Origin of the sequence: Dyella humi (assembly GCF_044904605.1) — a bacterium.
In the GTDB taxonomy this organism is placed as follows: Bacteria; Pseudomonadota; Gammaproteobacteria; order Xanthomonadales; family Rhodanobacteraceae; genus Dyella_B; species Dyella_B humi.
This window is the reverse complement of sequence record NZ_JADIKI010000023.1, coordinates 1,367,820-1,394,797: the sequence shown is the minus strand read 5'-3', so window position 1 is coordinate 1,394,797 and position 26,978 is coordinate 1,367,820. Positions and strand designations below refer to the sequence as shown.

Sequence of the window (26,978 nt, the reverse complement as noted above, 5' to 3'; positions counted from 1 at the left end):
ACGTTGCGCTTTACACAACAACCCCCAACACCGACGCCACCACACACCACACCACAATCGCCAACGCAGACCACCGCGCAGCGACCAGCAACACAAACGCGACCAGCGCAATCGCAAAATCCTTCCCATCGCGCACCGCACTCACCCACACCGGGTTGTACAGCGCGGCCGCCAGAATGCCGACCACTGCAGCATTCACGCCGGCCAGCATGCGCGCGGCGCTATCGCGCGCAGCCAAAGCGCGCCAAAACGGCAGGCAACCGGAAACGGCCAGCAAGCCCGGCAGAAAAATCGCCAGCAGACTGACAACGGCGCCTCGCACGCCACCTTGCGCGCCCGGAAGATGTTCGCCAAGGAACGCCGACAGCGTGAACATCGGTCCCGGCAGCGCCTGCGCCGCGCCGTAGCCAGTAAAAAAGGTGTCGTTGTCGATCCAGCCGGGATCGACGATCGCCTGCTTCAAAAGCGGCAGCACCACATGGCCACCACCGAACACCAGCGCGCCGGTGCGATAGAACGCCGCCGCGATCTGCCACAACCCGGCCAAATGCGTCGCGATCGTCAACGCGAACACGAGCAACACCGCATAGGCGCCGATCAACAGCGCACCGCTGCGCCGGCCGTACGGGAGCGAAAACGTTTCGCCCTGCCGCGCGACGACGCGACTGCAAATCCACGGCCCCAGCAACGCGCCGCCGACCACTACGCCAAGCTGCATCGCCGAGCTGGCGCTGATCGCAATCAAACCGGCTGCGGCGGCGGCCATCAAAGCGCGCGGCGCATCCGGCGTCAGGTTGCGCGCCATACCCAACACGCCTTGCGCCACCACGGCGACCGCCACCAGCTTCAAGCCATGCACCACGCCTTGTCCCCATGCACCGGCAAGGTGATGGCTCCATGCGCCGAATGCGAACATCAGCACCGCCGAGGGCAGGGTGAAGGCGACAAATGCAGCCAGCGCGCCAAGCCATCCCGCACGCAGCAAGCCGATGGAAAAACCGAGCTGGCTGCTCGCAGGCCCCGGCAGGAATTGACACAAGGCCAGTAACTGGCCGAAGTGTTCTTCATCCAGCCAGCGCCGGCGATCGACGAATTCGCGGCGGAAATAACCCAGGTGCGCAATCGGCCCGCCGAACGACATCAACCCGAGTTTTAGGAACGCGGCGCCAACTTCGCCGGCATGCCCTTGCGTGCGCGACGACGGCGTCATGCGCACTCGAACAGCGCCATGAAGCCGAAATCCATGTGCAGCTGCGAATGGCAATGGAATAACGAAAGCCCGCGCTGATCGGCGGTGAAGTCCACCTCCATCGTCTGATAGCCGCCCAACATCGCCACGTCCTTGCGCACGCCACCGGTCGGCTGTCCTGCAATGCGTGTGATCTCGAAAGTATGGCGATGCAGGTGGATCGGATGGATATCGTCGCTGGCGTTGTGCATGCGCAGCCGGTAGCGCTTGCCGTAGTGCAGCTGGAACATCGGTTTACGGCTCGCCATGTCGAACGCAATGTCGTTGATGGTCCAGCGGTTGAAGCCGTGGTCGGCCGCGTTTTGCTTGGCGAAGGTCATCTCGATGATCTCGTCCGGCGTGGCCGGCTTGGCATCGGGCAGGGCGAAGCGCCGGTAGTCCCAGGTGGATGGCTTCGGCTTGATCCACTGTGCCTCGCCGCCGTGACCCGCGTATTCCACCACGATGCCCATGCCATGGCCGCGATCATCGTCATCGACATCGCCGAGGATCCACGCACCCGGATGGTTCATTTCGACGATGGCGCTGACGCGCTCTGCCGTGCCGATCCACAGCACCGGCACCTCGGCTGGATGCGGCACCGCGTTGCCATCCAGCGCCACCACTTTGAACGCGTGGCCGGGTAGCGCCAGGCTGCGTATCTCGGTGGCGCTGCCGTTGAGCACGTGAAATAGCACGCGCTCGCCGGTTTTCACGCGGATCGGCTCGCCATGACCGAGCATGCGTCCGTTGATGGCGAACGCCTGGTAACCCACTTCGTAGCCGTGCGGATGCCCTTGTGCCAGCGATGCTTTCATTGTCGACTCACCGCGTTCTTCCAACGCCTGTTCGCGGTCGCGCGGCTGAAGAAAATCCATCGCCATGTCGCCGCCTTGGCTGAAGAACGGATCGAACTCCTTCAGCACCAGGAACACTTCGCGATCGTAATCGCCTGGTTCGTGATGCGGCTCGATGTACACCGGACCGACTTGACCGCTGTACTGCCCGCGCGTGAGATCGCCGCCCGGCACCACGTGCGAGTGATAGAAGCGAAACCCCGCTGGCCCTGGCACGAACGACAGCCGGCGCATGCCGCGCGCCGGAATGTAGGGCGTGCCCTCTTCGGCGGCACCATCGATATCCACCGGCAGGAACTGCCCGTGCCAATGCAGTTGTTCCGGCACGTCGGTGTCGTTGTAGACGTCCACCACCACGCGCTGCCCTTCCTTCAACCGGATCAGCGGACCGGGGAACTGCCCGTTGTACGTGGTAGTGGAGATGATGTGATCGGGCGCCAGTTCCACCAGGCTGCGCGCGATACGTAGCGTGTAATCGGCCTTGCTCGCCAGTAGGGAAGCCGGCGTTGACGCCGCACGCAACCATGTCGGTGCGCTGCTCGCCACAGCTGCCAGCCCACCGAGTTTCAGAAATTCACGGCGATCGATCGGCATGGACGGTTCTCCCGTTTCAGTCGCGTCGGCGCAGGCGCAGATACGTAAACGCCTGCGTGGATCCCCATGGTGTTACGTGCATGTCGCGTCCTGTCGCCACGCGCTCGAATTCGCTTCCAAATAGCGCCCACAGCGTATCGGCGTCGTAACGTGTTACTTGGAGACCGCTGCATCGATCGGGGCCGTCCGCCGCAAACGTGGCCACAATCACGGTACCGCCGGGCGCAAGGCTGCGCCGCACCGTCGCGATATAGTCGCCTCGAGCCGCAGCGTCCGTAAGAAAATGAAACACCGCGCGATCGTGCCACAGTGCATAGCTGCGAGAGGGCGCGAAGCGCGTGACATCTTCCGGTAGCCAATGCACTTGCCGCGCTTTCGAGGCACCGAGACGTGCCTGCGCCTGGAGCAGAGCAGGTGCGGAAATGTCGAGCACGGTGACGTTTGAGTAGCCCAGCTCCAGCAGGTGATCGACCAGCGTGGACGCGCCGCCGCCCACGTCAATGATCGGCGAGTCGAGTGCCAGCGCGCTATCGGCGATGAAGGCCAGCGACGTTGTTGGGTGCGCCTGGTACCAGCTCACCGCGTCAGCGGCCTTGCTTTGGTAGACCTGTTCCCAGTGCTGCCGGGTATCACTCATGGCCCGCGTACTCAGGTGGCGTGTTATCCCATTATCCACTTGCTTGCCGTAAACAGCGGACTGTGGCCGTGCATCAAATCGGTATTTCAAGAATCGCCTTTACCGTCCACTTATCGCTCGCGTCGTTCAAACCGCGCCCGATGCCGAAGTTGAAGGGAATAAGTCCGCGCGTGACATCCAGCGCGGCGAACAATTGCTGGTTCTGCTTACGCGCCGGATCGAAACTGCCGATGCGTCCAAAATCGTTGTAATACTCCAGGCCCAGGGCAGTACCGCTCCACACTGTTCTGGCTACTTTCAACGCCGGCGCGAAATCGGAACTGCTGTTGCCATAGCGCGGATGGAATGTGGCATCGACCACCGGATTGAAGGCGATCAACCACAGCGGACTGCGATAGCCGATGATCGGCCGCAATTCCACCGCGGGTCGTCCTTGTTCCAGGCGCTCGTTGACCGCCGACACTTCCACGTTCAAACCCAGGAATGGCCCCGAGCTGCCCTCCGCCGGCTTGATGGGAATCCATTTGAGGCGCACGCGCGGTCCAGCGAAATAGTTGGTGCCTGCAGCATCGTGCAAGAAAGGCAAATAAAGGCCGGCTTCCAGCGTATCGGTGATGCCGTACGACCACTCCATGGTGGTGCGAAAACCGTGATCGGGCGGAATTTCGCCGGGATAAGCAGGTATGGATCTGCCATCCGGCGTGGTATTCAAGTGCAGTTCCAGGCCCCACTGGCCCTGATGATTGATGCTGTCGTCGTACACCTGGATCTCATCGGTGAGATCGGCATGTGCAAGCGGCGCGATAAGGGATGCGGCTACTAACACGGCAAAAGGCAGAACACGTCGAAGTGGCATACGGGGAACCAGTGCGGGAAAGACGATACGAAGACATGAAGCACCGCAAGCGCCGCATCGTTTTACCCGACGGCGTTCAGGGGCTACCGAGAGAGCATTCATGCCTGACATGACAAGTATGTGATGACCAGGCATGGTTTTATCAGTGCATATCGTCGCGGTGCTTGCGCAGCGCAAATTTCACTCCGCACTAAGCGAAATCAAAGCCAGCGGGCTTAGGGTGATAGGCCGTTGTGAAGGTCCATTGCAAACGCGGATTTGCGTCGTGCGTGCATTGCGTTCCATGGCGGTCTGCTCCGTGGCGTGCTTGATGTCCGGGCACGCGCTCGCAGGTGGCGGTTTTCTCGGTATCGACCACCGAGTGGCTTACGACAATTCGGGCATATGGAATCGCAATATCCAAAGCGGCCTGCTGTACAGCTCGGTGGCTGGTGTGGCGCTCGGTGCGCTGGCATTCGGCGACCAGGACAAGTTCGGTGACACGCTGTGGCGTTCGGTGGATGCGATGGCGTTTACCGGGTTGAGCACGCAAGCGATGAAGTACGCTTTCCAGCGCGAGCGTCCCTCACAGACGTCTAATCCCAACTTGTTTTTCCGGGGCACGAGTGCCCAGAGTTTCCCCAGCGGTGAAGTGGCTGCAATTTCCGCCGCAGTGACACCCTTTATGGCGCGTTACGGTGACGATCACCCGGCGGTGTACGCGCTGGCGTTGTTGCCGGCCTACGACGCGGTGGCGCGCGTGAAGACGCGCGGACATTGGCAGAGCGATGTGTTGGTAGGCGCAGCGGTCGGCGTGGGCTTCGGCATCTACGCGTCGCGTCGCGATTCGCCGTTGATCATCAGCTGGTTGCCGGGTGGGTTCAAAGTTGGGTTTGTGCACTATTTCAAGTAGCTACTCTTCGGTATTTTGCCCAGCCGTCATTCCGGCCTTCGCCGAGGCGCTTTACAACGGCGAAGCTGGTCAATGACGATCAGGCAATTTCTGATTGGGTGCGCAAAGCCAAGTTCACGAGATAACGCTCGCCTGCAAATACCCGTCGCGCAGCGTCAATTCTAACTGCAACGATTGTGCACGTGCCGCCGAAACAGCCAACGCCAGTCCCAGGCCGGTATGCACGCCGGCTTCCTTGCCTTTGCGCCAGAAGCGCTGCTGCATGCGCGCGATATCCTCGTCGGTGAGGTCTGGCGCAGGATTGGTCACGGACCAGTCGCGCGCCATGCAGCGCAGTTCGACAGTGCTGCCGGAAGGCGCGTATGCGAAGGCGTTGTTCAACAAATTGCCGAGCACGACGTCGAGCAACGTGGAATCGGCCATCCATGTGATGCCGGGATCGATCTGCGCCACAAGATCCAATGCGCGTTCCTGTAAGCGGTGCCGATGCCGCTCGACCAAAGCCTGTGTAAGCGCGCTGACATCCACACGCTGCAACGACAATTGTTCGATGCCGGCCTCGATGCGCGTGAGCAGCAGCAGCGCCGTGACGATGTGTTCCATCTTCGCGCCGATCTGGCCGATGTCGGCGAGCAGTTCGTGTGCGTCGCGTCCGCTTGGGTAGCGCATTTCCACTTCGATGGCGGTGCGCAGTTCGGCCAGCGGCGTGCGCAATTCGTGCGCTACGCCGCTGGCGAACTGGCGTTCGCGCAGCAGGCCTTCTTCCATGCGCGACAGCACTTCGTTGAAACGGGCGATGAGCGGTGCCAGCTCGCGAATATTGGTGCTGGCCAGCCGCACGCTCGGCGTGTCGGGGCCGATCTTTTCCATCGCCTTGGCCAATCCGGACAGTGGAAGCAGGCTACGACTGACCAGCAGCGGCGTGAGCACCGCCACCACCAGAAATCCCAGCACCACGCAGCCGAATTCGATGCGATCCATCGATTGCTGGAAGTCCAGCACTTCGCTGCGGTCGACCGCGAGGCCGAGCATGCATTCCGGCGTTGCTGCGGCGTGGTCTTTCACGGGGCCGGGATCGACCGCGATGCTGGCGTCCGGCGAAAAACGCAGAGCGATGGCGCGCAGGTCCGTACCTTGGAGATCGGTCATGTCCGTGAGCGCGGTGGATTGTCCCGGCGCGGGCACCGGCCAGGCGAGCGCAGCAGCGGCATCGGATGACACCACCTGCTGACCGCGGCAGTCGATGCGGAAATACACAGTGCCATCGTCCCCCAGGAACGAGGGAATCCAATAGGAAGGAAAACGTTGCGGAGACGTGCTGATTTGCGTGGTGAAAATGTCCGCCAGCGCCTGCGCGCGCTCCAGCAGGTTGGTATCCGCCCGCTGTGCGACTTCGTTGTCCACGCGGATGTCGATCACGAGTGTGGCGGTGCCAAGGACCACCACGATCGCCGCAATCACCAGCAAGGTGGTGCGAAAACGCAGCGACATGGCCCGTTTCGTGAAAGCGGCTTGTGTCGCCATGCTCATCAGCTTTTGGGAATCAGGTAGCCGAAGCCGCGGCGTGTTTCCACCAGTTCACTCATACCGGCCAGCTGCAGCTTGCGCCGCAGGCCGAACACCAACACTTCCACGCTGCGGTCGGAGGCGTTGGATTCGCAGCCGGCCAGACGCTCGAGAATGTCGCTGCGCGAGAATGCCCGGCCGCGATGCCGCAACAGCAATTCGAGCAGCGAAAACTCGCGCGGTGAAAGTGCCACCGACTCGCCTTGCACGTGCACCATGCGCGCCACCGGATCGAGGCTGAGTCCGCCGACGGTCAGCTGTGGCGTCTGCGCATCTTTGGAGCGGCGCGACAGTGCATGCAGGCGCGCCACCAGTTCGTCGAACGAAAAAGGCTTGACCAGATAATCGTCCGCGCCGCGGTTGAGGGCGTCGATGCGGTCGGAGATCTGATCACGGGCCGACAGCACCAGCACGCGAGGGCGCGAGGTGCGTCCCTGGATATGACGTAGTACGGATAATCCATCCATGCCGGGCAAACCCAGATCCAGCACAACCAGCTCGTATTCGTAGGTATCCAGATGCTGGCAGGCGGCAATGCCGTTCGGCGCGCTGTCGACGGTAAATCCGGAGGCTCCCAGGCCGCGGCCGAGCGAGTCGCGCAAGCGTATGGAATCTTCAACAATAAGAACGTTCAGAGCAGTCTCCTCCGTTCGATGCGGCGACAGGCCAGATGCACGGCGCGCGAATCGCTTCGACAGCGCCTGCCTCGGCAAGTGCCGCGCTGACAGATTGCGGTGAACCTCCTTTCACGACCCTGACGGATTAACGCCCGGACGTTTCCCGCTAGGGTTAATATGTCAGCGGATGGTGCAAAGCAGCGTTCTTGAATGGGTTACAAAGCCGTAACGTATCGATAAGCCTGACCTAAGTCAGCCCCTCCACACTCTTCGTGTACGCCATCATGGGCGTGCTGCTGCGCGAGTTCTTGCGGAACGTTGAGCGCATTGACGATCATGCCGAACACGCTATCGAAGCAGTCAGTTTTTCAGGTATCTCCTTGAGCGCATCCACCATTCATCCTTCCACCCCCGGTATTCCCAGGCAGGGCATTCACCGCATTCTGGTATGTCGGCCGAATCATCGGCTGGGCAATATGCTGCTGATGACGCCGCTGATCGCCGAGCTGGAACGGCTGTACAAGGGCGCGGAAATCGACATCGTGGCGGAAGGTCCGCTCGCTGCCGATGTGTTCGCTACGTGCTTCAGCGTCAAGAACATCTATTGCCTGCCGCGGCGCGGATTCAAGCATCCGGTGGGGTTTCTCTCGCTGATCCAGCGCATCCGCAACGTGCATTACGACCTGGTGATCGATCCTTGCATGGGCTCCGGTTTCGCCCGCACGCTCGCGCGTATTTTTCGCGGACGCTACAAACTCGGTTTCGACGAACCGAACCCATCGCCCGGTCTCACGCACGTGGTGCCGCAGGCGATGGTGCCGCGGCACATGGCCTGGCGGCCCGTGGCGCTGGTGCGCTGGCACGCCTCGCCGGCGCAGGACGAAAGCCTTGCGTTTCCCGCCATGGACATCCGGCTTACCGACGACGAACGGGCCTCCGGCAAGGCTGCACTGCGCCAATTGCTGACAGAGCGGCCGTCGGCTCGCGTTGGCTGCACCATCGGCATTTTCGCTGATGCGACCGGGCAAAAGCGCTATCCACTGGAATGGTGGAACGAATTCATGGCTACGCTGCAGGCGCTTTCATCATCGTGCGATATCGTGGAGATCGTGCCGATGCACGGCCGCTCGATGCTCGGCGACCGCTGGCCCAGTTACTACTCCAGCAGCATCCGGCGCATGGGCGCGGTGATGGCCGCGACAGACCTGATGATCAGCGCCGACTGCGGCGTGATGCACCTGGCCGCGGCCTCGCAGGTGCCGACCATGGGCCTGTTCTGCACGACTGATCCAAAGGTGTACGGACCCTATGGCGCGCGCAACGATTCGCTGTCCACGCGTGACATGTCCGCGCAGGATGCGGCTCGGCATGTGATCGAGACGTTTCCCGATCTGTTCGGCGTACCGGCGGTGCCGTCGAAGGAGACGACAGCTCCGGTATTGGCCGATGCGTTGGCGGCGCGGTAGGGCGGGGCGCAAGCGGTCCTGGTCGTTGCCTGCCTAATCTGTTCGCTAGGGACGTGTTGTAGTACCCGGCTGTTGTTCCGGCTTTCACCCACTGCTGTCCGGGAAAAATCTGCACCGCTCCGCAGAAGTTAAAGCGAGGCATGAAACAAGCTCCTCCCCCTGCTTGCAGGGGGAGGTTGGGAGGGGGTGAACACTTGCGGGAAGGTTCGAGGCAAGTACTCACCCCACCCCAACCCTCCCCTACAAGTAGGGGAGGGAGCCGAACCCCAGCGGTAAAATCCGTCCGCCATCCCCGTCGCTTACAATCCACGCCCTGGGACCCGCGCCGCCTGAGCGCAGGTTGAGATCACCCCGCCGCCTCGCATGCCTGCACGCACCAACGGCAGATGGCGCGCTTTATCTGGATACCCCACATGCCGAACGACCGCATCATGGAGCAACGTCTGCGGCCTAGCGCCACGCACGCTACGCGATGGTCCCTGCTCTTCGTGATCGGCCTAGGGCTGCTGCTCGGCTTTGCCTTCCAGGGCACGCGCGGCCTGCTCAGCCCGGACGAAGGGCGCTACACCGTCGCGGCCTTGCAGATGCTCGACACCGGCAACTACATGGCGCCGGCGTATAGCCCCGACGAGGTCAATTTCTCCAAGCCGCCGACCACCTACTGGGTGATTGCCACGTCGATGAAGGTATTCGGTCGCAACACCTGGGCGGTGCGCGTTCCCTATGCGCTGGCGTTTTTGCTGACGCTGCTGGTGCTGCACGCGATGGGGCGCCTGCTTATTCCTGAAAAGCCCTGGCTGCCGAGCCTGGTGTACGGCTGCGCGCTTGCGCCATTCCTGGCCGGCAACATCGTCAGCACGGATGCCTTTCTCTCGTTGTGCGAAGCCCTGGCTATGCTGGGTTTTCTGCGCGCGGCGTTCGACGAAGAGGAACGCGGGCGCAAGCGTTATGTGATCCTGATGTGGGTGGGCTGGGGGCTGGCGTTCCTCACCAAGGGGCCGCCGGGCTTGATACCGCTGTTGGCGGCGATTCCCTTCATCGTGCGCCGCGACGGCTGGCGCGGGCTTAGGCGATTCTTCCCGCTGAGTGGCGTCGCGCTGTTTCTGTTGATCGGCCTGTCCTGGTACTTGGTGGTGGTGGTGCGCTATGCGGGCCTGCTGCATTACTTCCTGCAGCAGGAGGTCTACAACCGCATGTTCACTGCCGCCCATCGCCGCAATGCCGGCTGGTTCGGCTGGATCAAGGTGTACGTGCCGGTGCTGGCGCTCGGGTTGTTGCCGTGGTGGCCGGCGCTGGGACGCGTGCTGCGTCGCTGGGTGTCTGTCGAACGTTGGGGCAAGAAAAGCAGCCCTTCGGTGGAACAGTTCCTGGTGTTGTGGTTCCTAGTGCCGTTCGTAGTGTTCTGTTTGGTGCAGTCGCGGCTGCCGCTGTACATGCTGCCGTTGTTCGTACCGCTGACGCTGCTGCTGGCGTTGGAGCTACGCGATCGCATTGATTTGCAGCGCACCGGGCAGAAACTCCTGCTGGCGCTATGGGTGGTGATTCTGCTGGCGGTAAAGGGTGGTGCCGCCTACGCCTGGCATTCGGAAAACGACAACCGCCAGGCGGCCAGCGAGCTTGGCGCGATTGCGCCGGCCGAGCGCTACAAGGCGATCGTCTTCGTGGAGAACACCGCCGTGGGCTACACCATCGAGGAGGCCACCCCGTGGGGCCTGCGCCTGTACCTGAGCAGGACGGTGTACGGCATTCCCTGGCTGGCGCCGCAGGGCGGCGAGGCCCTGTGCCATGCCCTGCACAACGAGGGTCGGGTGCTGGTGGTGATCGATCCGGATTTGGGGTCGACGGCCGTCGATTCCGCGCTGGCGCGCTGCTCAACGAAGGTCGCAGACCTGGGCACCTGGCGGAAGAATGCGCTGAAGCTGGTTGACCTTTGAATGACACCCCTTTCTCTGGGGCACAGCAATTTTTAGGGTTCGTTGCCCCGGCAAACGCCGGGGCCCAGCGACTTTGAGGTGAAAAGTTGCAGGTTGGGGTGCAAACCCCAACATCGCCATGCAACCCGGCATCGACATATTGGGTTTTCACCCCAACCCAGGACCCGATCCATTCGGCAAGCTCGCCTCCTCCTCCATAGAGGGAGGCCGCTCGCTTCGTTGTAAGGGTCCGCATACCCCCCATCCATTACAATCTCGCGATTGGGGCGGTTATGCCCGGCGGAATCGATCAGAGCATCCTTACATGTGCGGAATTTGCGGAATCTTGAGTCGGGATGCAGGACATCCGCTGCCACATCTGGAGCACAAAGCGACGACGATGCTCGAGGCCCTGGCTCATCGTGGGCCGCATGGCGATGCGTTCATCTCGCGTCCCGGCCTCGCCATGGCCACCAATCGGCTGGCTATTCGCGGCGTGGATCAGCATCAGCCGCCGCTGCTGGAATACGAAGCCGGCGTGATCGTTGCCTGCAACGGCGAAATCGACAACCACCACGAACTGCGCCGTACGCTGGCCGACGCCGGGCACGACATCACGCTCAGCACCGACGTGGCCGTGCTGGCGCCGCTGTATCTGGAAAAAGGGCTGTCGTTTCTGGAACACGTGCAGGGCGTGTTCGCGCTGGCTTTGTGGGACAGTCGCCACCAGCGGCTGATCCTGGCTCGCGACCGCGCCGGCGAGCGGCATCTCTACTACGCCGTCATTGGTCAGACGGTGTACTTCGCTTCCGAGCTGGCCGCGCTGGTGAAAGCGTGCAAGCCGGACGTGCAGATCGACGCCGCGGGCCTCGCCCACTATCTGCGTTCGGGCTACTGTCCTGCGCCAAGCAGTCCGCTCAAGCACATCCACAAGGTGTGCCCCGGCGAGATGATCGTGATCGAGCCCAGCGGCATCCGCCATCTGCGCTACTGGGATTTTCCGACGGAAAAAGCCACCACCGCGCCTTCGCTGCGCGCCTTCGACCCGATCTTTCGCGAGGCGGTGCGGCGGCAGAGCGACATCGATGTGGACTACGGCGTGCTGCTGAGCGGCGGCATCGATTCCGCGTTGATGACAGCGGTGGCGCGCAGCGTGCGGCCGGAGAAAAACATCTCCGCCTACTGCATCCGCTTCGCGGAAGAATCCTTCGACGAAGGCCAGTACGCCGCGCAGCTCGCGCGCGAACTGGGCTGCAACTTCGTTGAAGTGAACGTTTCCGCGCAGGACGTGCCGCGCACATTGCGCGAACTGATCCGGGCCAACGGCGAACCGCTGGCCGATCCGGCATGGATTCCGCTGTCGCTGGTCACCAAGCGCGCATCGCAGGACGTGCGCCTGTTGCTGGCGGGCGAGGGCGCAGACGAATTGTTCGGCGGCTATCCCACCTACCTTGGCGCGCGCTGGGCCAGCCATTACGCCAACCTGCCGCCGCCGGTGAAGGCGCTGGCGCAGCGCGCAATCGAATCGCTGCCGACCAGCGACAAGAAGGTCACGCTTTCGTTTCTGTTGAAGCGCTTTATTCGCGGACAAGACCTGGACGGTCTGGCGCGGCATCTGCTGTGGACCGCGAACATTCCACCCGTGTGGCAGCAACGCCTCGGCATCGCCCCACCCACCGACGATACGCAGCACGATGCCTCGCGCCTGATCGACACCATACAACGCTACGACTTCAGCCATTCCCTGCCGGACGCTTTGATGGCCAAGGCCGATCGCGGCGCAATGCTGCATGGCGTGGAGATCCGCGCGCCGTTTTTGGATCAGACTGTGATCGAATTCGCTGCCACGCTACCGGTGGAAGCGCGCGTGCGTGGCCTCACCACCAAGGTGTTCCTGAAGAACTACGCGTTGAACTACGTGCCCAAGACGGTGGTGACACGCCGCAAGCGCGGTTTGTCGGTGCCGCTCGCTGCGTGGTTGCGCGGTCCGCTGCGCGAGTGGGCGCAGGCGCATCTGGCCAGCGGCGATCTCGCCGCGGCGGGTATCGATACGCGCGCGGCGCAGGCGTTGTTTGCCGAACATCAGGCGCGTGTCAGCGATCATGCGCGGGCAATCTGGACGCTGGTGGTGTTGAGCGAGTGGCTGCAGTGGCTCAATAGCGAGCGCGCTACGGTTTCGATGGCGCAGAAAAAGGCGCTGGTGCAACAGTCCTAATCAGGGACGGTTCGTACTCGCAAATAAGCTTATCTAGCAGCGCCGCCATTCCGGCCTTCGCCGGAATGACGAGCGCTTCGAATCATCCTTACGGGTTCGTTAGCGCCTGGAAGCTAAGTCCGGGCTGCGAAGCAATCAATGCCCCACCATCTCGCTCACGATCAATCCCGTAGCAACCGCCACGAGCACGAACTGCCCGTCGTCGCCGCGAATCCAGCGCTGGTCTGGCCGCGGTGCGTACAGGTGATAGCGCGCGTAATCGTCGATGTAATACTCACGTCCGCGATAACGCTCCGGTAGGTATTCGCCCCTACCGTAATGTCTGTCCCAGCCTTCGTGGCGGCCGTGGTCGTGACGATCGTCGTACCGGCCATGATCGTCGCGATCATGTCCATGGTCGTGATCATGACCATGATCATCCTGCCAACCGTGATCGTGATCGTGGTCTTGATCCTGCGCGACGGCAGCCGTGGTGGTCATCACCAGCGGCAGGGAAGAAAGCAAAGCTAGTGCGAGCAGATGTCGTTTCATGAGTTGTCTCCCTGTAAGCGCCTGTGGATGACGCGGCTAGTTGGTGTTGCCTGATTGCTTGTTAGCGAGACTAGCGCAATCAGCTGAACGGAATCCTGCTGCTTCCCCGCTGCCAATGCGATCGGTTTCGCAATCTTCAGACAGAAGCCCCGCCACGTTGGCGGGGCTTCATCTAGACAGCGAAGCATGAACGGATCAGAACAGATCGAACGGTGGTGTCAAACCGGTGAAGTCGCCGATCTGCTTGGCGTCATACGGGCCATTGAGCTGATTGAAACCATCGCCCGGCCTATTAAGGTCGCCCTGATCGAACACGATCTTCCCGGCCTTGGTGATTTCGAACACACGATCGTTGAACTGATCGCTGATCAGCGTATCGCCATTGTGCAAACGCACTGCGCGTGTGGGCAGCGGAGTAGGATTGCTGCCCGTCTGCATGTTGGTGAAGTACTGCCACACCACCTGATCGTCGCCGTTCACTTCCACGATGCGGTTGTTGTTGGAATCGGTAATCAAGGTATCGCCGTTCGGAAGGCGGCTTGCGAACGCCGCGCCGCTGACCGTGCCGCCAGCGGTGAACTGCTTGACGATCTGTCCGTTGGGTTTTATCTCGATTACGCGGTTGTTGTTTTCATCGGCGATGAGGATATGCCCGTTCTCCAGCACTTCCGCACTATTCGGATTATTGAGCTGGTTCGGTCCAATGCCGCTCACACCAGTGGTGCCGTATTGCCACTCAATCTGGTGATTGAGATTGACCAGAATGATGCGCTCATTGACCTGATCGGTGATCAGCACGTGCGGACCGTAATGGCGCGGAAAACTGATCAGGAACAACGACTGCACCGGTGTATTCAACTGATTCGGGCCGGACCCACCGACACCGGCCTGGCCGTATTGCCAGATGATGTTGCTGTTCGGATCCACGATAAACACGCGATTGTCCGGGCAACCATTGACCGTATCCGAGCACCCGGGTAAGCCGGGCGGTGTGCCGGTGCCGGAGATCAGGGTGAACGGTCCGAAGCGTTCGGCATCATTGGTGCCCACCACGCTGTGCGAGCCGGGCAGGTCCGAACCGTTGCCGAAATGCCACACCACCTGGTGCGTATGGCGATCGATTTCGATCACACGGTTGTTGAATTGATCCGCGATCAGCACATGATCGTCGTCATCCTGCGCAGCCGCGGCCTTGGAGTAGAGGACACCGGTGGCCACACCGGCCACGACCAGCGTCGCAACGATGGAATGAACGAGCTTTCTGTAGAGCAGAGTGCGTCTCATGTCAGATCCCTCCTTTTGGGATGAAAGATGATTTCGAAGGCAGAGGATGCTCTGATCCATTTTGCGTAGGCGGCATGATGTCCAGAAGGCCCGCAGGGTGTGTTGCGCGACGCAGGGAAGACTGGCCGTCTTTTCAAGTCGCGCGGCGCAGGCTGCGGGCCTTCTGGACATCACCCTTCGGGCCGGTCCTGTCTGTCCGCATACCTTCGGCCCATTGTCTTGACAGACGGCCAGTCTGCCTTCGCCAATGGTCCTGTGGTCTGCGAACAGACAGGAGCGGTGACGCCCACGCAAAATGGATCAGAGCATCCCTAAACCCCCGCTTCCCATAAAGCCCATGGGAAGTGCGTTGCGTGCGCCGTGGTAAATCATTCAGATCAGCGGGATAGCTACGCCCATAGCATCACCACGCGTACGAGATGCTGAGAACCCAGGCGTTGCGGCTCGTACCCGCAGCGGATGGATAACCAAGCACGGCATCGGGAGCGCCGTGCACCGTGGTCCAACTCAACTGGATGTCGCACGGCGCCAGGCTCAAACCGATGCCAGTGCGAAAATCGGAACGAAAACGGGTGACGTGATAATCCGCCACGTTGCCGCCGCGCCGCAGATAACCGGCGTGCGCGAACACATACCATTTCCCCGACAGCACATGGCTGTCGTTGAGTTCGGCATACCACGCCGGATAGCCGGCGTTGAAATAGCTGGGCGCGTAGTAAATGCGGCCAACAAGTTGTCGGTAAGCGAAGCCGGTATAGGCTTCCGCGTAGGCATAGGATTCGTGGCCAGTGAAGCGCGTATACCGTACGCCGGCTTCCCAGCTCAGTTCGGGACGTATGCGATGCACGTAGCCCGCGTAAGCGAGCAACTGCACCGCCTTTCGCGCATCCAACCGCACGTTGGACAGCATGCCACCCGCGTACCAGCCGCTGGCCGGCCAGTCGTAGTCGAGCGCCAGCTGCGCGGCCGGGCGGTCGTCGCTGAGGGATACGCCGCGAAAGCGGTAATCGGAAACGAACGTGGCGGTGCCCGTTACCTGCGCCCGGGCCTGCAGTGCGAACAAGGCGACAAGAACGGCCACGACGATTCGAAACACGAGGCGTACTCATCGGCGCGGCACCTCTACTGAAGCATGCGCCACCGCGCAGTCGCAGGTGCAACGATGACTCACCTGCGCCACGGCCGCGCATGCATCGATCGTCATAGGCCGCATTGAGGCCAAGCCTAGCGCAGTTCGTGCGTGCAAGACGTCATGCAGCTGCGTAAGCGTGATGTCAGGCGACAGCTCCCGGACCAGCGCCACCAATCCGCTGACTTCCGCCGCGGCGAAGGAGGATCCGTTGACCAGGTTCCAGCGCGCGCCGGGCTGAGTCGTGGGAATGTCTTCACCGGGTGCGAGCAATACGCCGTTACGTGTTACCGCGGCATGCTCGCCGGCTGCCGCTACGACGCCGGGATAGGAGGCGGGAAATCCGCCATCGGCCGCGGTGTCATCCACCGCGCCGACCACGGTGACGCGGCTTGCGATAGCTACGTCCAGCAGGCGTCGCAGCAGTCGATCGTCCGGCCCGGTCAGGCTTAGGTTGATGATCTGTGCATGTTTTTCCAGCGCATATTGCAACGCCTTGGCGAGCGTGAAACTGTCGCACGCCGCCGCGGCGCTATCCTGCGAAAGCTGCCAACAGGCACGTAATGCAAGCAGATGCGCTTGCGGCGCAACGCCCACAATACCCACGCCATTGCCTTCGCGCGCGACGATGATGCCGGCCACTTCGGTGCCATGCAGTTCGGCGCGATACGCGCCGTCATCCACGAAATTTCGTTGCTCCGTAATTTGTCCCGCCAGATCGGGGTTGACGTTGTCCACGCCGCTGTCCACTTCCGCAATCGCAATGTTTCGGCCCGTGCTCAGTGCATGCAGCTCGGCCAGATGCCATTGCGCGGCGGTGGGCTGCAGCGAATAGAGCGGATCCGGATCCTTGGACAACGTGTGGAACGCCTGCCTCGGCTGGGCCGATTCCACGCGCGTATCGTGCGAAAGCGCTTGCGTTATCTGGTCGGCAGACATGCCTGGTGCCATTCGCATGACGAAACAATCCAGGGCGAGCGCCGGCATCGGCCAGTTGTCGACCAGCTGCAGGCCATATTGATGGGCCAGTTCGCGCGCGATACGCAACCGTGCCGTTTCATCAGGCGCAGCGGTGTAGCCGAGTGCGTAGCCATCCGCCGCGCGCAGATGCGGCGCGGCGGCGCGAAGCATCACCAACACCTGCGATGGCGGCTGCGCTTGGGCCTGCACGGCAGCGCCAAAGTAGACTGCGCACAGCATCGCGAGCAGGAGCCAGCCACGCTTCATGGATTGCCGCCCGAGCTGAGGTCTTCGACCAGAGTGACTTGCGGCGAGTTGAGCAGCAGCTTCCGTGCGGCGGCTTCGTGCGTATCCGCTACGCGTAATACGTAAGCGCCCTCATCGGTGGGGCCGCCCGCGATGCGAGCTCCGCTGGCGCGCACCAGTTCGCGCAATTGCGACTCGCGCGTATGCGGATCGAACATCACCACCAGTAATGCACCTTTGCTGCCCGGTGCGCTCAGCGTGCGATAGTCGACGTGCTGCTGACGCAGCAGCACGCCGCCCAACGCAAGAATGATGACCGCCTGCAATGCGGCGAGCCAGGCAAGTTGCCGTTCGCGGTGTCTCCAGACGGAGGCTGCGGGCGCCCTTCGGCGACGCGATTCCATGCGGCGATGCAAGCGCCGCATCCTCGGCGATACGTCGTCCTTATCAGCCTGTTCGGCGAACTCCTCCTGCAACGTACGCAACCACGCCACTTCGCGCTGGCACTGCGTGCATTCGACCAGGTGCTGCTCCACCTGCGAGCGTGCGTCGTCCTCCAGCGTTCCATTCACGTACCAGGGCAGCAGCCGATCGGCCTCGGCGTGCAACGAACCTTCGAACTTGATGACTCGACCGTTCATATGGCCTCCCGCTGAGATGCCAGCGATGCCTTGAGCTTGCGCCGCGCATAGAACATGCGCGTTTTCACCGTGTCGACCGGACAACCCATGATCTGGGCGATTTCGCGACAGGCGTAACCGAAGTAATAAGTGAGTTCCATCACGGCGCGCTGCTCGGGCGAAAGCGTGCCGAGCGCATCGTCCAGATGCTTGCGCAGTTCCAGCAGTTGCAGGGCATCATCCGGGCCGGGTACCGAGACATCCGCGCGTTCGCCAGATTCGTCTTGCAGATGACCGAGGCGTTTGAGCGTCTTCAAGGATTGCCGATACGCAATCGCGAAAATCCACGTCGACACCTTCGAGCTGTGATTGAAGGTGTACGCCTTGCGCCACACCACCATCATGGTGTCGTCGAGAATCTCCTCTATCAGCGCCGGCTGCTTGGTCACGCCGCGCACGAACCGCTGCAGGCGAGGGCTGTAAAGCCGATATAGCGCTTCGAAGGCATCTGTTTCCTCCGCCGCCACACGACCCAGCAAGGCAGCCTCCTCGTCCACGGAGACGCCACCCTTTCCCCCTGCCGGATCCGCCCGCTCTCTGCGCATGGCTGCCTCCGAACCACGGTTTACATGCTTGTTCATACCGCGCGGAGGTGTTGCGGTTCAATCCGTCGTGGTTGAGACGAACGAGCATGTTTTTGAGGAAATAAGGCATTAAGCGGCTGACGCTTCCTTCTTACAGTGACGCCGTCCCCACTACGAAGGAATCAACCCATGTCTCGCATCCACACACCTGCACTCGATACGGCCACCGGCGCTACCGCCGAGGTCTATGCACAAATCCGGAAGGGCGCTGGCAGCGTTCCCAATACCTATGCCGCCATCGGCGCGCTCAACCCAGCCGCGCTGAAGGCCATGCTGCAGGCAGACAGCGTGCTCGCCGCCGGCACGCTGAGCAAACAGGATCAGGAAACCATCAGGCTTGCCGTCAGCGCCGCCACCGGCTGTGACTACTGCGAAGCCGCGCACAGCCTGCTCGCCAAGTTGGCCGGCCTCAAGCCTGACGCACTGAAGCAGATCCGCAAGGGCGAAGCCACCGGCGACGCCAAGCGCGACGCGCTGGTCCGCTTCGTGCGCAACTTGGTGAAGACCAGCGGGACGGTCAGCGACGAGGATTTCGCTGCGATCAAGAACGCCGGTTACACCGATACGCAACTCGTGGACATCAGCTTGGCTATTGCCGGGATCACGTTCACCAATATGTTCAATCGCATCAACGATACGACGTTGGATTTTCCGGCGGTTACTTGAGTGCGTCGATGTACGACAGTGCCTCCCGAGTGAGCCCCTCTCCCCTCGGGCGAGAGGTGCCAAGAGGCGGGTGAGGGTTCGGGCGGAGCGCGATGCGACTGACTTGCGCAAGTCGTTGGCCTCGCGCGCTGGCCGAACCTTCACCCAAACCCCTCTCCCGAAGGGAGAGGGGCAGCATCGGGGCTAGTACAAACCCCGCCGCCAATGCGCCGGCGTCACGCCCATATGCAGCTTGAAAGCACGCTGAAAAGCCGCCTCCGACTGATATCCCGCCCGCTCCGCAATCGCTCCCGTCGACGCCGATGATGTGCGTAATTCATTCGCCGCCATCGTCATGCGGATATCCGTCAACAGATCGCTGGCCGAACGCCCAAGCTTCTCCTGAAACAAACGCACGAACGTCGCGCGCGACATATTGCAGAGTTGCGCAAGCGCAGGCAGCGTCCACGGATGGCCGGGATCGTGAAACAGCGCTTCCAAGGCCGGCGCCAGGCGTGGATAACCCGCCAAAGCTAACAAGCCTGCAGGTGCTTCACCGGATTCGCTGGCAAAGCGCAGCGTCAACGCGAACAGCGCCGTCGACAACGCATTAAGCATGGCGCGGCCGCCCAGGCTGTCGCCGCTCGACTCCACGCGCATCAGCGTCAGCAAATTCGACAAGTGCAAGCCGGTTTTCGTCGCGTCACCGGTTTGGACGGCTGAATGCGCAATCAAGCGCGTCGGTAGATAGCCACGTAACAAACGTGCATGTGCGGGACTGAGCACAAACCGCCCACACAACATGTCCAGCTGCGCACCGCTGCCACTGTTCTCGCTGAAGACCAGGTTTGCCACGGCACGCTCGCGCGCTGCTTTCGCGCGCTTGCCGCTGCCGTCGTGCAGGGTATGCGCATCGCCATCGGCAAGCAGCACGATATCGCCCGCTGCCAACTGCCGCGGCGTCTTGCCGATCGGATCTTCCAGCACGGCGGAGCCGCCCAGCACGATGTGATACAGAATTTCGCCGGGCGCTGACGCGCTCTGATCGATGCGCCAAGGCGCGCCATACATGCAGCGCAAATCGAGTTGCCCACGCACCGGCGTGATCTCCAGCAGGCGGCTTAGCCAATCCAGCGGTGGCGACATGCGTGACCTCGGTGAGACGAATGGGCATGTATCTGAGCGATTGGAACATTAACCGGCTCAATACATCGCCGTAAAGTGGCGTCACTGCACGCCAACGAGGGAGTCGGCTTTCGCTCGCGATTCCCGCATCGGCGTGGTGCGCCGCTCATTCACTCACTCAGAGGATTGCATCATGAACTCGCTCATCCGCATCTTGGCCAATTCCGGATTGCTGAAGAAAGACCTCGATTACCACCTGCTTCGCGCTTCCATGGTGATCATCTTTTTGTTCTTCGGTTACCAGAAGTGGTTCGAATACGAAGCGCAGGTATTGATTCCCTTCATCAGCAACGGCCCGCTCATTTCCTGGATGTATCCGGTGTTCGGCATCCGCGGCGCAAGCTGGTTCCTGGGCATTTCCGAATGGACGTTCGGCGCGCTGATCCTGGCCGGTTTCTGGAACAAGCGCTTAGGCATACTCGGCGCGGCCGGCTCCGTCATCACCTTCGTCATGACCGTCACGATCATTCCCTTCATGCCGAACGGATGGGCCGCATCGGCCGGTGGTTTTCCGGCGATGGTCGGCAATGTGCCCTTCCTGATGAAGGACGTCGTGCTGCTCGCGGTGTCGATCTACCTGCTCAAGGAAGATGTCGTGCGAGTACGCGCGCTCCCTGTCAATGCATGAACTGTTACGAGCAGTGGCCGGAGCGTTCAAGAATGCTTCGGCCGCGTGAGTTGTAGGTCGGGGTGGAAATCCCAACACCGTCATGCACATCGTCACGTTGGGGCTCGCACCCGAGCTACGTCACTGCGCCAAAGGTGCGGCGAATGACGTAAGGCAGATCTAAGTGACTGGTTGTATATCCCTGAAGCGAAGGCTCGCACTCGTTCTGGAGATCGGCATGAAACACATCGTCAGTACCTTACTCACGACGCTTGTCATGGGTGTTCCCTGCATCGCTCTTGCAACCTCGGCGGATCTTGCCAAGCAGGCCAAAATCCAATTCCCGGAAGCCCGTGCCATCGCTATCAAGGCATTCCCCGGCACTATCGTCAAGGAAGAGCTGGAACAGGAAAAAGGCGGCAGTGGCCTGCGTTACTCCTTCGACATCTTCAGTGGCAAGCTCACGCATGAAGTAGGCGTGGATGCGAAAACGGGAAAAGTCCTGGAGAACGCTGTGGAAACAGCGGATAACGACTAGCAGGTAGCAAGTGTAGGTTAAGGCGAAAACCCCAACATAGCCGCACATGTTGCCACGTTGGGGTTCCCTCCGTGGCCGTACGTCAGTGATCCGCCGCATCCCGTCTTTTGTAATATCAAGCTCTAAGCTTTGCATCCGGGGTGCGGTATGAACAGCGAAAAACGCGTTACTGTGGCAGCTGTCGCCATAGCCCTTGGACTCGCCTCATCTTTTGGGATGGGAGCCACTGATGCATTAAAGCTCGAGAAGCAACGCCCGCATGACATCGTGGACGTCAGCAAGGCGGTCCCGCAAATGCAATTCGACATGCGGTACTTCTCCAGCCATAACTTCGTCGGGCGCCGAATCCATGGCTACGAACAGGACGCATGCCTGCTCACCGAGCCGGCCGCCGCCGCGCTGAAGAAAGTCGAAGAAAAGCTGCTTCCGATGGGGCTTACGCTCAAGGCCTACGACTGCTACCGCCCGCAAAGCGCTGTTGATGATTTTGTGCACTGGGCTGCCGATGCACACGCCGAGAAGATGAAGGCCGAGTTCTATCCATCCGTGCCGAAGGATCGATTGTTCGAAGAAGGCTATATCGCTGCGCACTCCGGACATAGCCGTGGAAGCACGCTCGACATCACCATCGTGCCGTTAGACAGCATCATCCCACGCGTGACGGAAAAAACGACACTGGCGAATTGCGCCGCACCGCAGTCTGCTCGTATTCCTGACAACAGCCTGGATTTCGGCACTGCATTCGACTGCTTCGGCTTGGTGTCTCATCCTTCCTATCAAGACATTCCGCCGCAGGCGAAAGCCAATCGGTTGCTATTGCAGTCGCTGATGACAGACGCCGGGTTCGTTCCGCTGGATACGGAATGGTGGCATTTCACGCTGAAGAACGAACCCTATCCCGATACGTATTTCGATTTTCCAGTCACGCACTTCTCGCCTTGATCGTCGCCGTCCTTCTGAATAAAAGCAGCGAGTCATTCAAGCAACATAATGAGTGTCATATTTAAAAATTATTCGTAAGCCTCGATACAGCACGTACTTAGCTTCGTGATGGCTGTGTGACCCTACAAAATAATGCGAAACGCGGCACAGAATGCTTCGCATCTCGCAGCCGACACTCGCGCTCGCCATGCCACGCTGCATGGGCGCCATTCCCTTTTACGCTGATTTATGGATTCGCTGCCACCGCGAAGGTGGTTCATGCCTTGCAGGAGGCAGTATGCGTACGCAGTCCGTATGGAAGTGGGCTTTGCTGGTGGTTGCCGTGCTATTCAACGCCACCGTTCATGCGCAAACCTATTATCTCGACTCGCATCAGGATGCCACCCGCACGCACTATCGCACCACGTCCGAAGCGTGCGTCACGGGTGAATTGGAATCGCGCATTCAAGGCTATCGCGCGCAAGAAACCAATCCCAGTGTGCAATATCGTATTGCGGCGTTCAGCATCGCCGGCGACGACGGCTTTGGCGAATTCGAATGCCAAGGCGATATCGAGCGCACCTATGCATCGATATGGGTCACGCTGGAAGTGGTCGACACGTTCGTATACGGGCCGTTTGGCAGCGCACAGAACTGCAACATTTCCGGCTATGCCGATCCCGATACCGGTCAATGCGGGTCGCCGAAATGCACGGTGGGCGGTGCGGCGTGCTGTGACGTGTGTGCCAATGGCACCAATCCCATCAACACCGCAAGCGGAAACAAATATGAAAAGGAAACGGATTACGTAGGCACCGGTCCGTTTCCACTGCGCTTCGAACGCACTTATTCCTACAACACCAGCGCCGCCAACACGCCGACGCCGATGGGCATAGGTTGGTCGCACAGCTATTCAAGCCACCTCGTGGCTTACGCGTCCGTACCGGGCAGCACTCTCGACCGCGTGCGCGCCTATCGCACGGATGGCCGCATGCTCACCTTCTCGCTCAACGGCAGCAGTTGGCAGGCCGATGCCGACGTCACCGAGCGCCTGGCCGTCTCCGGCACGGGCTGGCAACTCACCACGGCCGACGATGCTGTGGAAACCTATGATGACGAAGGCCGCTTGCTCTCCATCACCGCGCGCGGCGGTTATACGCAAACCCTAAGCTATATCGACGCCAGCAACCATCCAGCGAATCAGGTGCAAAAAGTTACCGATCCGCAGGGTCGCAGCCTTTCTTTTGGCTATGACGCCAATAACCGCTTGAGCACGGTAACGGATGCCAACGGTGCGGTTATCACGTACACCTACGACACCAGCAACAACCTGGCTACCGTCGTGTACCCGACCACCGGCGGCGGCAAGATAACGCGCACGTACAGTTACAACGAATCCGGCCAGACGTCCGGCGGCAGCTTGCCGAACGCGCTCACCGGCATCGTGGATGAAGATGCCAATCGCTATGCGAGTTGGGGTTACACCAGCGACGGCCGAGCCAATCTAAGCGTGCATGGTGCCTTTACGGGAGGCACCATCGATCGCACTTCGCTGGCGTTCAATAGTGCGGGCACCACCACCATCACTGATGCACTAGGCCAGGCGCGCACCTTTGGCTTCAGTGTCAGCTTTGGTGTGGCGCGTCAAGCCAGCCTGGATAACCCCTGCAACTATTGCGGCGCACCGGCAAAAACGCAGACCTACGACAGCAATGGCTTTCCCGCCAGTGCGACCGATTTCAATAGCGACATCACCCATTTCACGTACGACGCGCGTGGTCTGGAAGATCAGCGCGTGGAGGCGGTCGGACTCGCGCAACAGCGCACCATGGCTACGACATGGAACAGCGGCTTCCACGTACCCGTGTTAACGACCGTGGCCAATTCGGCCGGCACTGTGATCACAAAGACGGTTTGGGTGGATAACTCACGGGGACAGCCGCTGGTCCGCTGCGACATCGATCCCGCCCAGGCGCCAAGCTATACCTGCGCGGCCACCGGCACACCACCCGTCGGTGTGCGGCGCTGGACCTATACCTATTGCGATACGGTCAATAGCACGCAATGCCCCATCGTTGGTCTGCTGCTGAGCGCGACGGGTCCACGCACCGATCTCACCAGCACCACGCAATACAGCTACTACCTCACCACCGACGCGTCAGGCTGCGGAACAGTCGGCGGCTCGTGTCACCAAGCCGGCGATCTATACAAGATCACCGATGCGCTTGGGCATGTCACCACCGATGTCACCTACGACAAGAACGGCCGCGTCGTGCGTCAGAGCGACACCAATGGTGTGATCACTGACTTTACGTATCATCCGCGCGGCTGGCTGCTGAGCCGTACCGTGCGCGCGAATGCCAATGGCAGCGCCTCGGCGAACGACGCCATCACCCAGATCAGCTACGACGCCGTGGGCAACGTCACCAAGATCACCGATCCCGATGGCGTCTATACCACCTATACCTATGACATCGCCCATCGACTCACCGACATTACTGATACCCTGGGCAACCATATTCACTACACGCTCGATGCCCTCGGCAACCGCACCAAAGAGCAGACCTTCGACACCGGCAACACAGTGCATCGCACGCTGTCGCGCAGCTTCAACACGTTGAATCAACTCACTCAGGTGACCGATGGCTTAAGCCAGGCAGTATTCAACGCCAGCTACAGCGATAGCTACGACGGCAACGGCAACCTCGTGCACTCCGCCGATGCACTGAGCGTGCAGCGCAAGCTAAGCTACGACGGCCTCAACCGTCTCATCACCACGCTCGATAACTACAATGGCACCGACGCCAACACCAAGAACACCAGCACCGGCTTAAGCTACGACAGCCTGGATCGCCTCACGCAAGTGACGGATCCTAGCAATCTCAATACTACGTATGGCTATGACGGCCTCAGCAACGCCACAGGCCAAGTCAGTCCCGATACTGGATCGACCAGCCGCACGTTCGACGCTGCCGGCAATACGCTCACGCGCACAGATGCCAAGAAAATCACGGCAACGAACACCTACGACGCGCTCGACCGCGTGCTCAGCACGAGTTATTCCGACACCACGCAGAACATCACCTACCACTACGACGAAGCCAACAGCGTCACCGGCTGTGCGACTTCGTATCCGATAGGTCGCCTCACGCGTATCGTCGAGAATACGGTTACAACCGTCTACTGCTATGACAATCGCGGTAACGTAATTCAAAAGAAGCAGACCGTTGGCAGCCTGGCGGATACGACGGCATACACTGTGACGCTCGCAGACCGGCTCAGCGGCATCGTGTATCCCAGTGGCACGGTCGCGAGCTACACCCGTGACGGTGACGGACGCATCACGAGCATCAGCGTCACACCGTCCAAAGGGGCTGCCACCACAGCCGTCAGCAGCATCACTTACCAACCCTTCGGCCCTGTCAGCGGCTACAAGCTAGGCAACCAGCAAACCATCGTTCGCGCCTATGACGCGAACTATCGCCTGACCGACCTCACCAGCCCCGCCTTCAACCTGCACGTGGCAAGAGATGCGATGGGCGACATCACCGCCATCGGCAATGCACCCGGCGCCAATCCCGCCACAGAGAAATACGCATACGACCCGCTCTATCGCCTGACAACCATCACCGAAGCGAGCGGCTCCACGTTGGAAAGCGTCACCTACAACCCCACAGGTGACCGCCTCAGCAAGACCGGCAGCGGTCTGGCCACCGGCACCTACAGCTACAACCCGAACACCCATCAACTCGTTGCCACGGGCAATGCGGCGAGGAGTGTAGACGCCAACGGCAATACAACGGCCATCTCCCAAGCGGGCAGCAATTACGGCTTTGGCTATAGCGACCGCAATCGCATGACCGTGGCGCAGCTTGGTGGAAGTACAGTGGGTAGTTATACGTTCAATGCGCTGGAGCAGCGTGTTCAGAAGGTGGCCGGTAACGTCACGGAGCGTTACGACTACAACGAAGCGAGTCAGTTGCTTGGCGAATATGGCGCGAGCAACAGGGACTATGTGTGGCTAGACGGTATTCCCGTCGCCAACGTGGATACCTCGGGTAGTGCAAGCACGGTTGCCTATGTCACGGCGGATGGGCTGGGTACGCCTAGGGCGGTCAGTAACAGCAGCGGTACGGCCGAGTGGCAATGGGCATATCAGGGTAATTCGTGGGGTGAGGTGGCCCCGACATCTAGCGGGTATACCTACAATTCCCGATTCCCTGGGCAATACTATGATGCTGAGACGGGGCTCAACTACAACGTCCATCGTGACTATGACCCCAGCACGGGACGGTATACCGAGAGTGATCCGTTAGGGTTTTTCGGTGGTCAGGCTAGTACCTATGCCTATGTGGGTGGCAATCCGCTGAGCTACGTTGACCCGCTCGGGCTGGCAATGTCGCCATTGCGGGAGTGCGGAGGTAACTTGGCAGGCTGCGGTGACCTGCCGCCGCCACCCGATCCCTGCGACGATTACTGGCCCAGATATTGGGATAGCTATCGCAATTTCGTCTCCCAGTACGCAATAAATGTGGGCCCTGGGATTGCTGCTCTCGGTGTGGGAGTCATGCCAAAGGTGTGGGCTCCGGCAGGTGGTTTTCGTGGCCCGCTGCTTGGTTCAACAAATCCGCTGACGAGCGTTGTGCGAGGCACCACGGGTTATACGTCGCCAGCGGTTGAACTTGCCGCAGAAGGTGTAGCCTTGGCTGGGACATTCGTTGCGGCATATGACGCCACTATTGAGGTGGAGGGCTTTATGTATGCGCCAGGCGGAATGTCGCCTTCGCAACAGACCGATTCTTCATGTGGCTGCGGAAAGCACTAGCT

Annotated in this window: 22 protein-coding genes; 9 read left to right on the top strand and 13 right to left on the bottom strand. The window is 60.9% G+C overall.

Going from position 1 to position 26,978, the window contains the following annotated elements; genetic code table 11:
- Positions 1-10: 10 nt before the first annotated feature.
- The 4 genes from chrA to ISP18_RS17535 form a co-directional block, all read right to left on the bottom strand.
- The gene (gene chrA / locus ISP18_RS17550; protein ID WP_380015040.1) at positions 11-1,210 is read right to left on the bottom strand and encodes a chromate efflux transporter; all 1,200 of its coding nucleotides are present in this window, start codon (positions 1,208-1,210) and stop codon (positions 11-13) included.
- Entirely contained in the window at positions 1,207-2,679 is a 1,473-nt protein-coding gene (locus ISP18_RS17545; protein ID WP_380015037.1) for a multicopper oxidase family protein, read from the bottom strand. The genes chrA and ISP18_RS17545 overlap by 4 nt, the downstream gene beginning before the upstream one ends.
- A gap of 16 nt (positions 2,680-2,695) precedes the next feature.
- Positions 2,696-3,316, bottom strand: coding sequence for a class I SAM-dependent methyltransferase (locus ISP18_RS17540; protein WP_380015034.1), 621 nt, complete (start codon positions 3,314-3,316; stop codon positions 2,696-2,698).
- A 73-nt stretch (positions 3,317-3,389) separates the two neighbouring features.
- The gene (locus tag ISP18_RS17535; protein WP_380015031.1) at positions 3,390-4,172 is read right to left on the bottom strand and encodes a hypothetical protein; all 783 of its coding nucleotides are present in this window, start codon (positions 4,170-4,172) and stop codon (positions 3,390-3,392) included.
- Positions 4,173-4,437: 265 nt separating this feature from the next.
- Between ISP18_RS17535 and ISP18_RS17530 the strand changes: the two genes are divergently transcribed.
- Positions 4,438-5,064, top strand: a complete 627-nt coding sequence (locus ISP18_RS17530) for a phosphatase PAP2 family protein (protein WP_380015028.1) — start codon at positions 4,438-4,440, stop codon at positions 5,062-5,064.
- Between the two features lie 114 nt (positions 5,065-5,178).
- Here ISP18_RS17530 and ISP18_RS17525 read toward each other — a convergent pair whose 3' ends face one another.
- Both ISP18_RS17525 and ISP18_RS17520 read right to left on the bottom strand, forming a co-directional pair.
- On the bottom strand, positions 5,179-6,555 hold the full coding sequence (locus tag ISP18_RS17525; protein WP_380015025.1) for a sensor histidine kinase: 1,377 nt from the start codon (positions 6,553-6,555) through the stop codon (positions 5,179-5,181).
- 38 nt (positions 6,556-6,593) lie between these two features.
- Positions 6,594-7,253 (bottom strand): response regulator transcription factor, encoded by a 660-nt coding sequence (locus tag ISP18_RS17520; RefSeq protein ID WP_380015885.1) that lies wholly within the window; start codon positions 7,251-7,253, stop codon positions 6,594-6,596.
- A gap of 266 nt (positions 7,254-7,519) precedes the next feature.
- Here ISP18_RS17520 and ISP18_RS17515 point away from each other — a divergent pair, with 266 nt between their 5' ends.
- From ISP18_RS17515 to asnB, 3 genes are all read left to right on the top strand, one after another.
- Entirely contained in the window at positions 7,520-8,713 is a 1,194-nt protein-coding gene (locus ISP18_RS17515) for a glycosyltransferase family 9 protein (RefSeq protein ID WP_380015022.1), read from the top strand.
- A gap of 413 nt (positions 8,714-9,126) precedes the next feature.
- Positions 9,127-10,647 (top strand): ArnT family glycosyltransferase, encoded by a 1,521-nt coding sequence (locus ISP18_RS17510; protein ID WP_380015019.1) that lies wholly within the window; start codon positions 9,127-9,129, stop codon positions 10,645-10,647.
- A gap of 118 nt (positions 10,648-10,765) precedes the next feature.
- Positions 10,766-12,841, top strand: a complete 2,076-nt coding sequence (gene asnB, locus ISP18_RS17505) for an asparagine synthase (glutamine-hydrolyzing) (protein WP_380015016.1) — start codon at positions 10,766-10,768, stop codon at positions 12,839-12,841.
- A gap of 135 nt (positions 12,842-12,976) precedes the next feature.
- Here the strand turns inward: asnB and ISP18_RS17500 are convergent, their stop codons facing one another.
- The 6 genes from ISP18_RS17500 to ISP18_RS17475 form a co-directional block, all read right to left on the bottom strand.
- Positions 12,977-13,372 (bottom strand): RcnB family protein, encoded by a 396-nt coding sequence (locus ISP18_RS17500; RefSeq protein ID WP_380015013.1) that lies wholly within the window; start codon positions 13,370-13,372, stop codon positions 12,977-12,979.
- A gap of 195 nt (positions 13,373-13,567) precedes the next feature.
- Positions 13,568-14,656, bottom strand: coding sequence for an NHL repeat-containing protein (locus tag ISP18_RS17495; protein ID WP_380015010.1), 1,089 nt, complete (start codon positions 14,654-14,656; stop codon positions 13,568-13,570).
- Positions 14,657-15,059: 403 nt separating this feature from the next.
- Positions 15,060-15,752: a TorF family putative porin gene (locus ISP18_RS17490; protein WP_380015007.1), complete on the bottom strand. Its 693-nt coding sequence runs from the start codon at positions 15,750-15,752 to the stop codon at positions 15,060-15,062.
- 9 nt (positions 15,753-15,761) lie between these two features.
- Complete coding sequence (locus ISP18_RS17485; RefSeq protein WP_380015004.1) at positions 15,762-17,012, bottom strand: S8 family peptidase; 1,251 nt, start codon at positions 17,010-17,012, stop codon at positions 15,762-15,764.
- Positions 17,009-17,632, bottom strand: coding sequence for a zf-HC2 domain-containing protein (locus tag ISP18_RS17480; protein ID WP_380015001.1), 624 nt, complete (start codon positions 17,630-17,632; stop codon positions 17,009-17,011). Before ISP18_RS17480 ends, ISP18_RS17485 begins: the two co-directional genes overlap by 4 nt.
- Positions 17,629-18,216, bottom strand: a complete 588-nt coding sequence (locus tag ISP18_RS17475) for an RNA polymerase sigma factor (RefSeq protein ID WP_380014998.1) — start codon at positions 18,214-18,216, stop codon at positions 17,629-17,631. The genes ISP18_RS17480 and ISP18_RS17475 overlap by 4 nt, the downstream gene beginning before the upstream one ends.
- 168 nt (positions 18,217-18,384) lie before the next feature.
- Here ISP18_RS17475 and ISP18_RS17470 point away from each other — a divergent pair, with 168 nt between their 5' ends.
- On the top strand, positions 18,385-18,921 hold the full coding sequence (locus tag ISP18_RS17470) for a carboxymuconolactone decarboxylase family protein (RefSeq protein WP_380014995.1): 537 nt from the start codon (positions 18,385-18,387) through the stop codon (positions 18,919-18,921).
- 183 nt (positions 18,922-19,104) lie between these two features.
- Here ISP18_RS17470 and ISP18_RS17465 read toward each other — a convergent pair whose 3' ends face one another.
- On the bottom strand, positions 19,105-20,046 hold the full coding sequence (locus ISP18_RS17465; RefSeq protein WP_380014992.1) for an AraC family transcriptional regulator: 942 nt from the start codon (positions 20,044-20,046) through the stop codon (positions 19,105-19,107).
- A 172-nt stretch (positions 20,047-20,218) separates the two neighbouring features.
- Between ISP18_RS17465 and ISP18_RS17460 the strand changes: the two genes are divergently transcribed.
- The 4 genes from ISP18_RS17460 to ISP18_RS17445 all read left to right on the top strand — a co-directional run bounded on the left by ISP18_RS17460 (position 20,219) and on the right by ISP18_RS17445 (position 26,976).
- Entirely contained in the window at positions 20,219-20,713 is a 495-nt protein-coding gene (locus ISP18_RS17460; protein WP_380014989.1) for a YkgB family protein, read from the top strand.
- Positions 20,714-20,930: 217 nt separating this feature from the next.
- Positions 20,931-21,230 carry a PepSY domain-containing protein gene (locus ISP18_RS17455; RefSeq protein WP_380014986.1) on the top strand — a complete coding sequence of 100 codons (300 nt, stop codon included), beginning with the start codon at positions 20,931-20,933 and terminating at the stop codon, positions 21,228-21,230.
- A gap of 147 nt (positions 21,231-21,377) precedes the next feature.
- Positions 21,378-22,172: a M15 family metallopeptidase gene (locus ISP18_RS17450; RefSeq protein ID WP_380014983.1), complete on the top strand. Its 795-nt coding sequence runs from the start codon at positions 21,378-21,380 to the stop codon at positions 22,170-22,172.
- A gap of 277 nt (positions 22,173-22,449) precedes the next feature.
- A complete protein-coding gene (locus ISP18_RS17445; RefSeq protein WP_380014980.1) occupies positions 22,450-26,976 on the top strand; it encodes an RHS repeat-associated core domain-containing protein in 4,527 nt (1,508 codons plus the stop codon).
- Positions 26,977-26,978: the final 2 nt, after the last annotated feature.